We start from the raw sequence: 16,606 nt of genomic DNA on the forward strand, positions 1-16,606 counted from the left end.
TTGTTTTATTTTGTCTGGTTTTGCACCGGACACATAATGTGGCAATAGACCAATTGGCACATTGTATAATCAGGGCGAAGTAATTTTCATTGGGTTAACTGCAACAACACAACAACCCCGTCAAAACAAGACGGAACCCTTTGTATAATTAATTAAAAAGAATTTATGATTCCTGAAGTAAAAAAAGAAGTTATTGATTTGGGTGATGGCAGGACCATCTCCATAGAAACAGGAAAGCTGGCAAAACAAGCCCACGGGTCTGTTGTTGTACAAATGGGCAATGCAATGTTACTTTGTACCGTTGTATCGTCTTATAATGAAAGTACAATGGACTTCTTTCCATTGACCGTAGACTACAGAGAAAAATTTGCTGCTGCCGGCCGTTACCCGGGCGGGTTCTTTAAAAGAGAAGCCAGGCCCAGTGACAGGGAGATCTTAACGATGCGGATCGTGGATCGTGTATTGCGGCCGCTATTCCCGTCCGATTATAAGACGGAAACCCAGGTAATGATCCAGTTGATGTCTCACGATGATGACGTTATGCCCGATGCCTTAGCCGGCCTGGCGGCATCAACAGCCATTCAATTATCTGATATCCCTTTCGAATGTGCCATTTCTGAGGTACGTGTAGGTAGAATAAACGGTGAGTTTGTCCTCAACCCCAGCCGCGAACAATTATCAGAGTCTGATATTGACATGATCATTGGTGCTTCTGCAGATTCTGTAATGATGGTAGAAGGTGAAATGAAAGAAATCTCCGAAGAAGAAATGGCAGATGCCATTCAGTTCGCTCACGAGGCCATCAAGGTTCAGTGTGAGGCCCAGTTACGACTGGCGGAGGCTTTCGGTAAAAAACCTACAAGGGAATACAACCCTGCAAAAACGGACGAGGCCATCGCTGATAAAGTACGCGAAGCGGCATACCAGAAAATATACGATATCGCAAAAAGCGGTTACAGCAAAAAGGAACGCGGCGAAGCATTTTCTGCAGTAAAAGACGAAGTATTGGCCCTCTTTAGTGAAGAAGAACTGGAAGAGAACGAAGGCCTTATCGTAGATTACTTCAAAAAGACCGAAAAAGAAGCCGTAAGAGAACTTACCCTTTCTGAAGGCATTCGTTTAGACGGAAGAAAGACCAATGAGATCCGTCCCATCTGGTGTGAAGTAAATTACCTGCCCTCTGTTCACGGTTCTGCGATCTTTACCAGGGGAGAAACACAGGCACTTGCAACGGTAACACTGGGAACTTCCAGAGAAGCCAATATTATCGACCTGCCGACACACCAGGGCGAAGAGAACTTCTACCTGCACTATAACTTCCCTCCTTTCTGTACCGGTGAAGCCTACCCGATAAGAGGTACTTCCCGTCGTGAGATCGGTCACGGAAACCTGGCACAACGTGCATTAAAAGGGATGATCCCCGAAGAAAATCCTTACACCGTCCGCGTAGTTTCGGAAGTACTGGAATCTAACGGTTCTTCTTCCATGGCCACAGTGTGTGCCGGAACTATGGCTCTTATGGATGCAGGTATCCAGATGAAAAAACCGGTATCCGGTATAGCCATGGGACTTATTTCCGACGGAGAACGCCATGCGGTATTGTCCGATATCCTGGGAGACGAAGACCACCTGGGAGACATGGACTTTAAAGTAACCGGAACTGCCGATGGAATTACGGCCTGCCAGATGGATATAAAAGTAAAAGGACTGCCTTATGATATATTGGTACAGGCCTTAAAACAAGCCCGTGAAGGCCGTTTGCATATCCTTGGAAAACTTACGGATGCCATTGCTCAGCCCAATGCAGAAGTAAAACCTCACGCTCCAAAAATTGTTACCAGAACAATTCCGGGAGAATTTATCGGCGCCCTGATCGGCCCTGGTGGAAAAGTGATCCAGGAATTACAGAAAGCTACGGACACGACCATTGTTATCAACGAAGTCGATGAAGAAGGTATTGTTGAAATCCTGGGAACCAATCAGGATGGTATCGATGCTGTTTTAGCAAAAATAGATGCTTTACTGTTCAAACCGGAAGTCGGTAAGGTATATGAAGTAAAAGTGATTAAAATGCTCGATTTCGGTGCTGTTGTAGAATTTACCGCGGCTCCAGGAAACGAGGTATTGCTGCATGTATCTGAACTGGCCTGGGAACGTACGGAAAACGTATCTGATGTAGTTAATATGGGAGATGTCTTTGAAGTAAAATACTTCGGACTCGACCCCAGAACAAAAAAACCAAAAGTTTCCAAAAAAGCTCTCCTTCCAAGGCCTCAAAGACCGGAGAAGAAAGAAGCAAGACACAGGTCCTAACTTAGTACCTGGATATTGGTATATAATTTACACCCCCGGTTACAAATCGGGGGTGTTTTTTTGTATATAATGACGTTATTTTGCCACAAAGCAGGTACAGAATTTCACAGAGCCTTGTTTAGAAATTAAAAGTATAACCCGATTTTTTTATTTCCTCCTACCGGGGGGAGTGTGATTGCTGTACAAGACATAAATAAACGTGAATAATGGATAAGCTCCAGGGAGCACAAACACTTCAAAATTACAACCTATGTTTGAGATTTTTAAAAAGCTCCTCCCTTGAGACAAAGGGAGGTGGTCCCGATTTCAATCGGGATCGGAGGGTTTGAAAGCCCAGGCCACTGGAAAAATACAAAAGTTGGGGGTATGCCCAAGGTTTGGGCTTGGTCAAACTCCCCGTCCCGCAAGCGGGACACCCCTCTTCGTCTGAAGAGGGGAGCCCTTATCCATTATTCACGTTAAATAACGTTAATTTCAATATTTGCTATTGCATTTATAAAAGTACTTTCATAAATTTATGAAACAACTTTTGTAAATACAATATTATGCCGGACATTTTAGAACAACTTGGTTATTTAGCAGGTGCTTCAAGATTTAGAAGGATCAGTGAAAAACTTCATATAGACGGGGATAAAATATATAAGGATGCAGGAATTGACTTTAAAGCCAGCTGGTTTTCCGTATATTATGTACTAGCCAAAAGCAATGAACCGAAAACGGTTATGGAAATAACTTCTCAAATTGCTTTTTCGCATATAACCGTAAAAAACATCGTCAGGGAACTGGACAAAAAGGGCCTTATTGAAATTGCGGCCAATTCCAATGACAAGCGATCCAAACTTATTTCATTGTCTGACAGAGGGATTCTTTTATTAAATACATTACAGCCCCTATGGTTATCTTTCTCCGGGGCACTAGAAAAGGTCATGACCTCAGGGCATCCCGATATCACCAATATTCTGAAAAGAATTGATACTGCGATCAACCTTACGCCGATCCACAAAATTGTATCCGATCCAAAATCACCATCTATAACTGTTATAGACTACAAACCCGGTCTTAAAGAATATTTTTACAAACTTGCCGGTCCCTGGCTGCTGGGGGTTTTAAATGGTCAACTGGAAGAAGAGGACGAATTTACGCTAAAGAACCCGGACCTTGCCTATCTCAGTAACGGGGGTTTCGTTTTCTATGCAAAATACGGCAATGAAATTGTGGGCTGTGTGGCATTAAAACGCCTTGACGACCATACTTTTGAATTTGCAAAACTTTATATAGACCCCAATTACAGGAAATCGGGGATCGCCACAAAATTGATCGAAAGATGTATAACGAGGTGTGTGGAAAATGAGGCCACACAACTTTGGCTTCAAACTACATTAAGCATGCCCCAGGCTCATAAACTCTATTACAAACTCGGATTCCTTGATAAAAAGGCCCCGGCACAGATGGCAGTGCTTAAACGGACAGAAAAGATCATGTGCCTTGACTTTTGAGGAATGTTATCCTGCAAAGCTTCAACCCGGTGGTTTGCCGAACCCGGCTTATATTACAGCTATTCCGCCACCAGCTCAAACGAATGGGTAAAAGGCATATCGGAATTCCCGGCAACAAATAGCTCAAATTCACCGGGTTCGTATTTCCATTCCAGATCAGGGCCATAAAACTTCAGGTCTTCCGCAGAAAGCTCAAATTTAACTGTCGCGGTCTCCCCTTTTCTGATAAATACCTTTTCAAACCCTTTCAACTGTTTTACCGGAGGGGTTATAGAGGCTACCTTGTCGTGCAGGTAAAGCTGAACCACTTCCTCCCCGTCCCTGTTGCCCGTGTTGGTCACTTTGGCCGTGACGGTCAGGGTATCCGCGGGAGTTATCCGTTCCTTATCTACGGCTACTTCATAAGAAAAATCGGTATAGCTCAATCCGTATCCGAACGGGAAAAGCGGGGTATTGGGTGTATTGAGATACCTGGACACGTATTTCTGATCCGGGTCGCCGGGGTTTACCGGCCTTCCTGTATTTTTATGATTATAGAACAGCGGCAACTGCCCTACTGTTCTCGGAAAACTCACCGTCAGCTTTCCGGAAGGGTTATAATCGCCATACAGCACATCGGTTACGGCATGCCCGCCCATGGTTCCCGGCCACCAGGCTTCGAGAATGGCATCGACGGTATTGTTTTCCCATTCCAGGGTAAGCGGCCGGCCGTTCATCAGTACCAGGACCACGGGTTTTCCCGTATTTTTTACGGCTTCGATCAGTGCTTTCTGCTTACCGGGTATATTAATGTCGGTCCGGCTGGCTGCTTCGCCCGTCATACCTTCCAGTTCTCCTACGACCATGACCACGACGTCGGCCTTTTTTGCTGTGGCAACAGCTTCTGCAAAACCCGAAATATCATCCCCGGTAAGTTTACATCCTTCGGCATACAGGAAATTGCCTTTTCCCACTCTTTCTTCAAAACCTTCAAAGACACTCACGGCAGTTCCGCCCCGGTCTCCGGCAGCAGCCCAGTTGCCTATAATATTCTTTTCATCCTTTACCAGAGGGCCTATCAGCGCCACTTTCCGGTCCGGGGAAAGCGGCAGTACTTTGTTTTTGTTCTTCAGCAATACCATGGACTTCCTCGCTGCATCCCGGGCGATCTCCAGGTGTTCATCGTTGAGTATGTCTTCCTTTTCCCTTTTCTCGTCCAGGTAACGATAGGGATCGTCAAAAAGGCCGAGGCGGAACTTCATCTCCAGTATCCTGCGGACGGCATCGTCCAGGTCGGCTTCACTTACTTTTCCCTCTTCTATCGATTTTTTCAGGTATTTCATATAGATCCCTCCCTGCATATCCATGTCCACTCCTGCGTTCATCGCTATTTCCCCGGCCTGTTTTTCATCTTTGGCATAACCGTGGGGGACCATTTCGTTCAAGGAAGTGTAATCGGTGACGACAAAGCCGTTAAATGCCCATTCTCCCTTGAGGATATCCCGCAAAAGAAATTCATTTCCCGTGGCGGGCACGCCGTTCAGGTCGTTAAAGGAATTCATAAAAGTGGCCACTCCGGCATCGAGTGCAGCTTTAAACGGTGGCAGATAGGTGGTGCGCAATTCGTTTTCCGACATGTCTACGGTATTGTAGTCCCTCCCCGCCATAGCAGCGCCATATGCCGCATAGTGTTTGGCACAGGCCAGTATGGTGTTGTTTGCCGAAAGGTCATCGCCCTGGAATCCTTTTACCCTTGCTCCGGCTATCAGTGACCCGAGGTAGGTATCTTCTCCCGCCCCCTCGGCTATTCTGCCCCACCGGGCGTCCCTTGCTACGTCGACCATCGGGGCGAAGGTCCAGTTAATACCTTCTGCCGATGCTTCGATTGCGGCTACCCGTGCTGTCTTTTCCATCAGTTCCAGGTCCCAGCTTGCCGATTCGCCAAGGGGAATGGGAAAAATGGTCCGGTGCCCGTGGATAACGTCATACCCAAACAGCAGGGGAATGCCCAGCCGGGTATCTTCTACCGCGATCTCTTGCAGTTCCCGGTTGTATTTTGTGGTAAAAGCATTGAAAACTGCTCCCAGACTACCCTTTTTTAAGTACTCCTTATAGTTATCATCCATAGAGGGGCCTGTGACATCCCAGCCACTGGTAAAGAGGACGGTCTGCCCTATTTTTTCTTCCAGGGTCATCAGGTTTAGAACGGAGTCAGCTTTTTGTGTGTAAGCACTGTCCTTTTCATTATTCTGCCCCACCGGTTTCTCCGAGCAGGAGATCAGGACTGACACAAGCACGGATAACGCGGAAATTCTTTTCATCGTTGTTTTCATAGTTCTTTTTTTGGGACCGAGGACGGATGACCGGTGCATACACCCGTCACCTGTCATCCGTCTTCGCTCCTCCGTCTCATAAATATTCTGTTAAAAAGCAATCACAAGGGATTCTTTTCACCTTTAATTTTTCAAGGTCTTGGAGAACAGCCAGGGCAAGAGATCGGGTTCTGCAAAGGCAGGGTCCCAGCTGTTGTGATTGGCATTTTCGTAGAGGGTAAACCTCGGGTTACCCCCTTCCTGAAGCAGCCTTTCTACCATATGCACCGAAAATACCGGGTTTACCACATTGTCTTTGGCCCCGTGAAATATCCACAGGGGCAAACGGGATGCGTATTTTTTTACGGACTTGGGTTTGCCTCCTCCACAAATGGGGATAGCAGCAGCAAACATTTCCGGTTTCCGGTACAGGAGCTCAAAAGTACCCATGCCTCCCATGGACAATCCCAGAACGTAAACCTGGTCTTGTTTTACATAAGGTTCTGCCGTTATACTATCCATCAGTTGTATCACCAGGCTAAGCGGTTTTGTAGGTTTGCGCCCGTAGCGGAATTTTATGGTGAGCGGCGTTTTGTTCCGCCTTACTTTTGCATTGGCCCAATAGTCTTCTTTGGGACATTGCGGAAAGATGACTATGGCCGGAAAATTCTCCCGGATGGAGTCTTGCAGGAACATCTTACTGCCGTGGACCAACTGCGCCTCATTGTCATTCCCCCGCTCCCCTGCCCCGTGAAGAAAGAGTATTACCGGGTATTTTTTATTCGGGGAAAAATCTTCCGGGTACAGGACCCGGTATAAAAGGGTATCGTTTTCGGAAACAAGTTCCTTTTTTTGATACAGACTGTCCGTTTGTGCAAAAGACAGTAGGGTATATAACATAAGGCATAAAACTGGAAAAACTGTTCGGTTGTTCATGGTTGTCTTTTTGCTTTCAAGGTAGTAAAACAAATCCTTACTGCTCCGCGGGCTCAAAAAACGCATTTTGTATCCGGAAATGATGTGCCGGGTCTTCCATATGCTTCCCGAGGTAAGGGGAATAAGTATTTACTTCTATACTATTTTCCCGGAGGTCCATATCTAAAATACGAAGCCAGCCATTCCCCCCTTTTTCCGCCCCTTTAACACCTTCCTGATAATTGGCCAGCATCTGGTAAACCGGGTATCCCCCGTCATTTATGCTAACCAGTGTCCCCACCCCGGAATGCAGGACATGCCCGGAAAAGACAAACCTTACATTAGGGTATCGTTTTATCAGTTTTTGCCAGATATCTTCTCCATCGTTCACTGCATCTTCTCCGGTATCCTTCCCTATGCCGTAGACTTGCGGGCGCCAGTCGTCCCCTTCACCCTGACGGGTGTTATCGGCGTACATATAGCTGTGTGTATTGACAATGACCAGATGGTCGGGGTGTTCTTCGATGATCTTTCCCGCCCAGGCCAGTACTTTGTTCCGGGGGCCGAATTCCAGGGAGAGTACCAGCCACTTTATTTTTCCGGTTTTGACGGTATACCAGGCATTGTCCATGGTATCCGGTTCAAAACTACCACCAAAGCCCGGAAGCCCGGACATTTCGGAGTAGGGAAAATAGCGGTTGAACAATGTGGTATTCCTGGTATCTGCAAATTTTCCCGGGGCACTGCCCATATCGTGATTGCCTACCGCAAGCACATAAGGGACTTTACCGTCCAGTTTACGGAATGCCTGCCGTACGGTTTCCCATTCTTCTTTACTGTTGTTCTGGGTGAGGTCTCCCTGCTGTATGACCAGGTCTGTTTCCCTGGCATTATCGGCGATCCACTGTATCTGTGTACGGAGTATTTCGGGATATTTTTCCGTATAGGTCTGGGTATCGGGCACTAATACAATACGCATATTATGGTCAACTGATTTACAAGATATTACCAGAATAACAAATGTACTAAAAACCCCATATTTCATCATCGTTTTCATTGTATATCCGGACTTGTAAATCCTAATTTTTTTAATCCGTTCTGTATATCTTCGTTCTGCATGAACAGTTCCCATATCAGGCCACTGCGATGGTTCTCTATCATAACGACCATCGGCCCCTGGTCTATGGCCAGATATTTATCGGCTACCCAGGGTTCACCATCCAGGCTAAAGGCATCGTAAAAACCGGCCGGCCCCCAGACCAGGTCGTTTAAATCCGTATAAAAATAGCGAATGGCCCGCAAGGATTCTTCTGGTGTGTACGGTATGGAACTCACTGCTGCGGTAGGAGAAACCACGCCTTTATCGTTATCGGGAGAATGAGCCGTATAGCCAATGCTGTTATCTTCATTTCTGGAATAACTGGCCGTTAATCCCCAGGATTTCGGGCCATATGTCTCAGACTGATTCGGATTTTCCACGCAATAATTATAATTGATCCTGGAGTGGTTTACATTCAGATCCCAGTAATCGGCATATTTATCCTGAAGGTTTTTCGGGTTTAACCCCAAATAAGAATAATGTGCCCAGAAAAGCGGCCCGCCTTTATCACCGACCGTGTTGTGTTTCAGGATAAGCGGTAAGTCATAAGCCGTTTTATCGGTAGTAATGTTTCCGCTTCTGGCCCAGCCCTTGTGATAAACTTCCGGATCAATGGCATGGTCCGGAGAAGAGGCGGCCATAATATAAGTGATCAAACATTCGTTGTAACCTTCGATTTTAAAATTTTTCTCAAACTCATATTCGGGAGACCAATGCCAAAAAATACCGCCCTTGCCATTGGTGTACCAATTCCAGTCGATCCCTTTCCAGAGCTGCTCATATTTCTGAGCTACTGCTTTTTCCTGTTCGTTTCCGTTTTTAAGGTATTCCCGGACCACGATAAAACCCTGTGCCAAAAAAGAGGTTTCTACAATGTCCCCACCGTTATCTTTATTGCTAAAAGATTGTGTTTCGCCGGTCTCACCATTGATCCAATGGGGCCAGGCCCCGTGATAGCGTTCTGTTTCTGCCAGGAACCCGGCAATTTTATGCAGGCGCTCTACCCCTTTATCACGCGGAATAAAACCTCTTTCAATACCGGCCACAATAGCCATGAGCCCAAAACCGGAACCTCCTGTGGTAACAATATGTGCGTCATTTTTAGGGTAATTCCCGTCAGGGTGATAGCGCTCACGGGCCATTCCGGAATTGGGCTCTGCGTAATCCCAGAAATATTTGAGGGTCTGCTCCTGGACAATATCCAGCAATTCCTCGTCACTTAATGGTTCATTATTATGCTCCTCTTCATTTTGTTGTGATGTATTATCTGAAGTGTTTTTTGTTGATTTCTGGTTGTTATTACAACCGATAAAGAAAAATATGCCCAGGGCAAAAATTAAAATTCGCATGTTTTACTGGCTTATATCCTGTTTATAATTTACTATACTCCGGTCCCTCAATCATATGTTATTTACCATCCCGGGTTTTGGGTCATTTCGGGGGTTTGATTGATCTGGTCGTTAGGAACGGGAAACAATTCGTGTTTTCCATCCTCGAACGGTTTTCCAAGGGTTCTCATTACGTTACCGGCCTGCCCGGTACGGATAAGGTCGAACCAGCGGTCGTGTTCAAAAGCCAGTTCCAGTCGTCGTTCTTTCCAGATTAACTGTCTCAGTTGTCCCTGATCTGTGGTTGTCACTTCCGGGAGATTTACCCTGCTCCTTACCTGGTTGAGGGAAGATAAGGCTGTACTGGCATTGCCCAGTTCATTAGCTGCTTCGGCATGGATCAATAAAACTTCTGCCAAACGGAGAATACGGACATTTTTATCGCCGTCACTATCTCCGAGATTTGCACTGGAATACGCTTTTTCATTATACATTGCGTTTTCTACACTTCCGGATACCTCCCTGCCATCCCACAGGGTTTCGCCCCTGAAGATGATCGTGGCATCTCTTCTTATGGTATCTCCTTCGGCATTAAAGGCATTTAACAGATCCTCGGAAGGGATATTAAAGCCCCAGCCCCAGCCACCTGTTCCCCGGGGAGCCTGGGTCTGGGAATATTGTTGCACCCCATGGGCTATTTGCTCTCCCCGGGCCTGTACTTCAAAAATAGATTCCACACCATTTTCACTGTATTTTCTCCAGATATCCTCATAATTGGGTTCCAAACTGTATTCTCCGGAAGTCATGACCATATTGGCATAATTTAAAGCATCTTCCCATTGTTCTTTATACAGATATACTTTAGCCAACAAGGCCTGTGCGGCTCCTTTTGTAGCCCGGCCTAGATCTCCCGAAGCATATTCGCTTTTATTGGGAAGCGCTGCTATGGCATCTGACAAATCCTGTTCTATAAAGTCATATACTTCTTCCTTAGGTGCCCTGTTCAACAGGTCTACATGTTGCAGAGGAACATCTCCAAACGCCCTGACCAGCCAGAAGTAATGCAAAGCCCTTAAGAATTTTGCTTCTGCGATGAGCCTGTTCTTATAATTTTCATCGGACAGACCGTACTCTTCTGTATACTCAATAGCATATGATGCCCTGCCTATACTTTTATACCAGTGTTCCCATACTGCACGGATAGACGGTGTTGTTGCAGTATGGGTCAATCCGTCTAAAAAATGTTTGTCTGTACCCGTACTCGTGGGCGTACTTCCTTTATCGGCATTGTCCGAAATGATCTCTGTAACTCCCAGATAGGAAAATGCGTAAGTCCAATCCGTTAACATTCCATAACTACTAATAATGAAATGATCGGGTTCGAATACTTCATCACTGTCCTCGGCCTCAATCCTTTCCCTGGACTCAACATCCAGGAAATCTTCGCTGCATCCGTAAAATAAGATAATCGGGAGTAAGAAAATGTATATTTTCTTTATTGTTAGTGATTTCATGATCTTTACGTTTATATTATTGTTTCTTATAACTCCAGGTTTATCCCAAAAATAAATGTCTTTGTATTCGGATATGCCGACAGTTCAACCCCTGCCGTTCTATAAGGATTCCCTCCCTCGCCACCTATAATTTCGGGAGTGAAACCGGAATAGTCGGTAAACATAAAAGGGTTTTGCGCTGTGAAATAGAACCGAAGTTTGGAAACATATCTTGAAAAATCGGGTAAGGTATACCCCAAAGTAATATTGTTTATTCTGAAAAATGCTCCGTTTTCCAGGTAATAATCAGAAGCCTCGATATCTCTGTCTGCTCCCGGATGAACATTCGTAGAACCTTCACCTGTCCATCGGGTATTATAGGTATCTGCGGTTATATTCTCATTATCTGTCCTGGTATTTTTAAGTCCGTTATACACCTTATTCCCCCCTACACCAAAACCATCTACACTAAAATCTATGTTTTTGTAGTTTAAGCCGAGGTGAACTCCGTAATTGTATTTCGGAATATAGGAACCGAAGAATTTTTTATCCCTGTCGTCTATAACTCCATCTTCATTCTGATCTTTATAACGCAAATGTCCCGGTGCAGCTCCTTCGATAGACGGATTGCTATCTATTTCACCCTGATTTTGCCAAACCCCTTCTGTTTCCCACATCCACCAGGCTCCGAGGGGTTGTCCTTCTTCCAGCCTTTTGGTGATCCTTCCATTGCTTAAACTTCCTCCCAGCATACCATCATAAGCCGGTTTTACATTTTCCACCATGTTTTTGTTGAATGAAAAATTACCTCCAATAGTATAAGACCAATCTTCAGATATATTGTCCTTCCACTCTAAAGTAAACTCCATCCCCTTATTGGAAACCTCCGCTCCGTGGTCATAGAAATCTTCGGCAAACTGAGAATCGAGAAGTGGTTGAACCAGGAGAATCATGTTCTTGGTCGTTTTATCATAATAATCAACGCTACCCGACAGGCGATAATCCAGGAGGTTAAAGTCCAGCCCAACGCCCCACTCTTCTACAATTTCCCAGGTCAGGTCTTTGACCGGGCTCGCTACCGATGCACCAAACATCAGCTCCTGATTGGGGCCTAAAACATAGTTTTGGCCAGCACTCCCGGTACTTGTGTGTATTTGATTTACATTTAACGGCACATTCTGATTACCAAGCCTACCCCAGCCCCCTCTTATTTTCAGGAAGTTGATGCTTTTGGAATCCTTCAAAAAGTCTTCGTTGGAAACGGTCCAGCCAAGGCCGAATGAAGGAAAGTTTTCCCAAAAGTTTTCTCCCGTTCTAAATACACTGGACCCGTCTCTTCTAATGGTAGCTGTGATATAGTATTTATTATCAAAATTGTATTGGGTACGGGCAAAGTAAGACATTAATGTCCGGGGGGTATAATATACGTTCTCGGATACATTGTCAAAAAGTCCGCTCGCGTGCTGAATACTCCAGTACTGTTCTTTCTCAGGGACTTCATACGCCTTTCCATACAGCCTTTTACCTACATTTGTCTTTTCCTTGGATCCACCAAGGACAACATTGAGATGATGTTTGTCAAAAGTTTTATCGAAAGTCAGAAAACCATCCCAGTTCCACCTAAAGGTTTCTTTATCTTCGATGTACAAAGAGTTATATGCCCAACTGGTAGGTATAACCCCCGTTTCTTCATTAGTGGCATTGCTTCGGCTCTCTTCAAATTCTTCGTAGGTCCTTGTAGGGTCACTGGCTATCCACCGTTCTCTGGTTGGATTGAAAACCCTTTTATCAAAAAAGTACTTGGTGGCCCCAAACCTGGAGGTTGCCTTTAAATAATCAGTAATGGAAAATTCTGCCGTAAAACCTCCCTGTAATGTTGTGGTGTGTATCTTTTCATTCTGAAAAAACACGTCGGCCATGGGATTTCCGTGGGAATACAACCTACCGACAGATTCTCCCGGCCCTGCCTGGTAGGTAACTATCCCGGTAGTCTGATTCACAAAGGCCTGCCCCCATCTTCCATTTTCATAACGTACGGGTACCAGCGGTGACTGGCGATACGCATTGTTAAAGGCTCCTAATGGTTTCGGGTTTTCATTAGTGAAAGAGATATTGAGATTTTGTGTAAGTTTAAGTTTGTCATCGAACAGTTTGTATACATTGTTGTTCTTTATAGTTCCCCTTCGGTACTTGTGGTCTTCTATGACCCCCTCTTCCTCATAATGGTTATAACTAAAATAATAATCTATATGGTCACTGCCGCCGGACACTGCGAAGGTATTGTTGTTAATACTTCCCACCTGCGCCAGTTCATTATACCAATCCGTATTATACAATTGCTGTTGTTGTAGTGTATAACCTCCAATGGCAGCAGCCCCTTCATTAAAATAATTGATATACTGGTCAGGGTTGGCCATTTTTACGGGATTAAGTATACTTTTGGCCCCGTAAAAAGAATCAAAACTAAACCTGGCCTTTCCTTTCTTTCCCTGTTTAGTCGTAACAATAACTACTCCGTTTGCAGCCCGTAAACCATAAATAGAGGCCGAAGACGCGTCTTTCAGGACATCCACTTTCAGAATATCAGAAGGGCTAATGGTTTTGATATTGTCCACGGGCATACCGTCTACGATATACAGCGGGTCCCTTCCGGAAAGTGCTGTACCAAGTCCCCGGATAATTACCGTCGGCGTGGCTCCCGGTTGGTCGCTGTTAATGATGTTGATTCCCGGAACTTTTCCCTGGATAGCCTGGGTTGCCGTCAGCGCAGGTTGCCTTACAATATCTTCAGCTTCTATACTGCTTATAGAGCCGGTCAGGTCAGCTTTTTTCTGGGTACCATATCCTACAACAACCACTTCGTCCAATTCTGAGGTGTCTTCCTGCAAGACAATATTCAGGGTGGTTTCGTCCCCCACCGTAACCTGCCGGTCCTTAAAACCTACATAAGTCACCTCGAGGACTTCCCCGGGGGAGGCTTCAATACTAAAGTTTCCGTCGAAATCAGTTACTGCATACCTGTTGGTCCCCTGTACTAAAATATTGGTACCGGGCAACGGCTGGTTATCCGCATCCGTCACTTTCCCCGTGATCGTATTTTGCGCATAAACGCCTGCGGGAAATATGGCAAGACAACATAGCAGCCAAAACAATTTTACCTTCATAACAAAAGATTTGAATTTAGTCGAAGATAAAATTAGAGACTCCCCGTGTTTTAAGATGTAGTAGTAGCACTACAAGAAAAGCGAAAAGCAAAAAAACATTCACAATTAATTAACAATCAACATATTAAAAAAACGAAAAAATTAAGCACTTCCTAAAATTTTAACATGTTGATGTAGGAATGATGAGTTGTTTTATCGCAAAACCCGAGACGTTTTTTTGTCGAAACATCAAATAACAGGTGTAAATTTTACCAGATATTGATGTTATATCCAAAATGATCCTGATCCCAGCCTTTTTTTATTAACATTTAACACCTCAATTCGCCCGGAAGGTTTTTGTTGTTCTCGGATTGACCGTAGCATTATCGTGATCATTATACTTCAGGAACTTTTGATGAAGCCGTGCAACCGTTTCTTTATATGCTTCCTCTCCGATCAGGTTGTTTTCCTGCCCCAGGTCTTTGGAAAGGTCGTACAGTTCGGTAGCCTTATTATCCCTGTCTACCACAAGCACCAGGCTCCCTTCGCGGATGGCCCCGTCGTAGGCAAAGCCTGCCTGGTATAGAATAAACTCGTGCAGGGGATCGTCTTCCGCCTGCTGCCCTGTAAAAACGGGGAGCAGCGATGCGCTGTCCATAGCCTGGTCTTCTTCCATTTGTTGTTGGGTGAGTTCGTACATGGTGGCCACCCAGTCGTGCCCTACGATCAACTGATCGGACACTGTACCCGGTGGGATCACCGAACCTGTTTCTGAACCGTCTCCCCATTTCGCGATAAAAGGGACCCTGTGCCCCCCTTCGTAAACAGAGGCCTTATAATCGCGTAACGGGCCGTTGTTATCGTGTTCAGGATCGCCATAGTGCGTTACATTAGGCCAGAGTGCCCCGTTGTCGCTTGTAAAGATGATCAGGGTATTATCTGCTATACCTTCTTCCTCGAGTTTATCCATGATCTTGCCGACCTGGAGGTCCAGTTCGTAAAGGACATCGGAAGTCATCGCCCCGGTAACTCCGTATACCTGTTCGTCAATAGTAGAAGGATCACCGTCAAAATCAAAGGGCGGCGAATGCGGCACGTGGATGGCCTGGGACGAGAAGTAGAGCATAAAAGGCTGATCTTTCCCCGTCTCCTCATTTTTCCGGAGATGTTTGTCTATAAAGCCTACGGCGCCTTCGGTAAGTATAATACCTGCCTGGCTGGAATCGTAATCGACATCGCCCCGGGCCGGGATCCTTCCTGCTTCCACGATCTCAGACAAGCCGTTGTCGCTGACCCGGTAAAATCCGTTATTGAGCAAACGGGTGCTGGAATTGTCGGCAGGATTACCGGGATTGACCGGGCGGAACTTTCCGTTCTCAAAATACGCATAAGGTTCGTGCTGAATACCGCTGAGAAGGCCGAGCCAGTAATCGAAACCATGATCATTGAGGTTATCGCCGACGCCACGGCTGTAATCCATGGTATTCAGTTTTGCCTTTTCCCGGATCACTTTGCCTTCTTTGTCATAAACGTCACCGCCCAAATGCATTTTTCCGAAAAATGCAGTCCGGTATCCCGCTTCTTGCATAACCTCACCCACGGTTATATGGCGACCGGCCTTTGTCCTGTCCCCATTATGACTAAAGCCTGAACTGTTGTTAACATCCCAGGACCCGCCGGGCCTGCCATTCCGGTAGGGATAACTCCCGGTTAACAGACTGAAACGCGAAGGGGCACACAGGGCTGCCGGCGCATGGGCATCGGTAAAGCGCATACCCTGCGCTGCAAGGCTATCGATATTTGGCGTGGGTACCTTTCCGCCATATACCCCGAGGTCTGCATATCCGACGTCATCGGCAAGGATAAATACCACATTCGGAAGCTGTTTGTCCCCGGCCCGGGTCTGAGCACTGATATTTGCACTTGTTATGGACAACAGCAATAACACCGCTTTTACTTTTATCAGACCGTATGAATTTCTGTAAGTTCCGGTCAATTTCCGTATATTTTTGTAGTTCATAAAAATTTTGATTAGTATGTTTTGAAATTAATTCTTTTAAAAAAATCGTCGGTCAGAGGTGATTTTGCGTCCGCCAGATTTTTCCGAAAGCTCCTTTGCCTATATTATTTTAGCATGCAATACCTGTGCTAAAACCTAAGTTCCGTAGAAGATAAAATTAAGGACTCCTTCGCTTTATGTGTTGGCCGTAATGTTATAAAGAAGTTTGAATATTACAATATACTAAAAACCAATCAATTACAAACAGGATATGTAATCAACTCTTCACGATTTTAACATAATGATGTAATAATGATGAGGCTGTTTTTACTGAAAATCCACTTTTATTTTTGACAGATATCTAAGAAACTGTTTAAATTTTATCCTCCGGTTCTTTTATTCGTCTTTTTCCGCCATGCTTCGGCTTCACTCAGCAACCGTACTTCAGCTATTTTTCGACACGTAGCTTAGGCTATGTGTCTCAAAATATCTTCGCCTGACGAAAAAATACACTATAAAATATTCCAAA

At 45.3% G+C, this 16,606-nt stretch carries 9 protein-coding genes; 2 read left to right on the forward strand and 7 right to left on the reverse strand.

Annotation, left to right across the window (positions count from 1 at the left end; translation table 11 throughout):
* The first annotated feature begins 165 nt into the window (after positions 1-165).
* Positions 166-2,313, forward strand: coding sequence for a polyribonucleotide nucleotidyltransferase (locus KN811_RS07690; protein WP_187966156.1), 2,148 nt, complete (start codon positions 166-168; stop codon positions 2,311-2,313).
* A gap of 545 nt (positions 2,314-2,858) precedes the next feature.
* A complete protein-coding gene (locus KN811_RS07695) occupies positions 2,859-3,809 on the forward strand; it encodes a bifunctional helix-turn-helix transcriptional regulator/GNAT family N-acetyltransferase (RefSeq protein ID WP_187966155.1) in 951 nt (316 codons plus the stop codon).
* A gap of 59 nt (positions 3,810-3,868) precedes the next feature.
* On the opposite strand, the gene bglX is transcribed toward KN811_RS07695, so the two are convergent.
* The 7 genes from bglX to KN811_RS07730 all read right to left on the reverse strand — a co-directional run bounded on the left by bglX (position 3,869) and on the right by KN811_RS07730 (position 16,098).
* A complete protein-coding gene (gene bglX, locus KN811_RS07700) occupies positions 3,869-6,109 on the reverse strand; it encodes a beta-glucosidase BglX (protein ID WP_187966166.1) in 2,241 nt (746 codons plus the stop codon).
* A gap of 135 nt (positions 6,110-6,244) precedes the next feature.
* Positions 6,245-7,036 carry a carboxylesterase family protein gene (locus KN811_RS07705; protein WP_187966154.1) on the reverse strand — a complete coding sequence of 264 codons (792 nt, stop codon included), beginning with the start codon at positions 7,034-7,036 and terminating at the stop codon, positions 6,245-6,247.
* Positions 7,037-7,073: 37 nt separating this feature from the next.
* Complete coding sequence (locus KN811_RS07710) at positions 7,074-7,994, reverse strand: metallophosphoesterase (protein WP_247716432.1); 921 nt, start codon at positions 7,992-7,994, stop codon at positions 7,074-7,076.
* Between the two features lie 74 nt (positions 7,995-8,068).
* Positions 8,069-9,463, reverse strand: a complete 1,395-nt coding sequence (locus KN811_RS07715; protein ID WP_187966152.1) for a glucoamylase family protein — start codon at positions 9,461-9,463, stop codon at positions 8,069-8,071.
* A 62-nt stretch (positions 9,464-9,525) separates the two neighbouring features.
* Positions 9,526-10,956 (reverse strand): RagB/SusD family nutrient uptake outer membrane protein, encoded by a 1,431-nt coding sequence (locus KN811_RS07720; RefSeq protein ID WP_187966151.1) that lies wholly within the window; start codon positions 10,954-10,956, stop codon positions 9,526-9,528.
* 26 nt (positions 10,957-10,982) lie between these two features.
* The gene (locus KN811_RS07725) at positions 10,983-14,099 is read right to left on the reverse strand and encodes a SusC/RagA family TonB-linked outer membrane protein (RefSeq protein WP_187966150.1); all 3,117 of its coding nucleotides are present in this window, start codon (positions 14,097-14,099) and stop codon (positions 10,983-10,985) included.
* A 316-nt stretch (positions 14,100-14,415) separates the two neighbouring features.
* On the reverse strand, positions 14,416-16,098 hold the full coding sequence (locus tag KN811_RS07730) for a sulfatase family protein (RefSeq protein ID WP_187966149.1): 1,683 nt from the start codon (positions 16,096-16,098) through the stop codon (positions 14,416-14,418).
* Between the last annotated feature and the right edge of the window lie 508 nt (positions 16,099-16,606).

The sequence above is a fragment of the Sinomicrobium weinanense genome (assembly GCF_018863395.1).
Lineage (GTDB): Bacteria > Bacteroidota > Bacteroidia > Flavobacteriales > Flavobacteriaceae > Sinomicrobium > Sinomicrobium weinanense.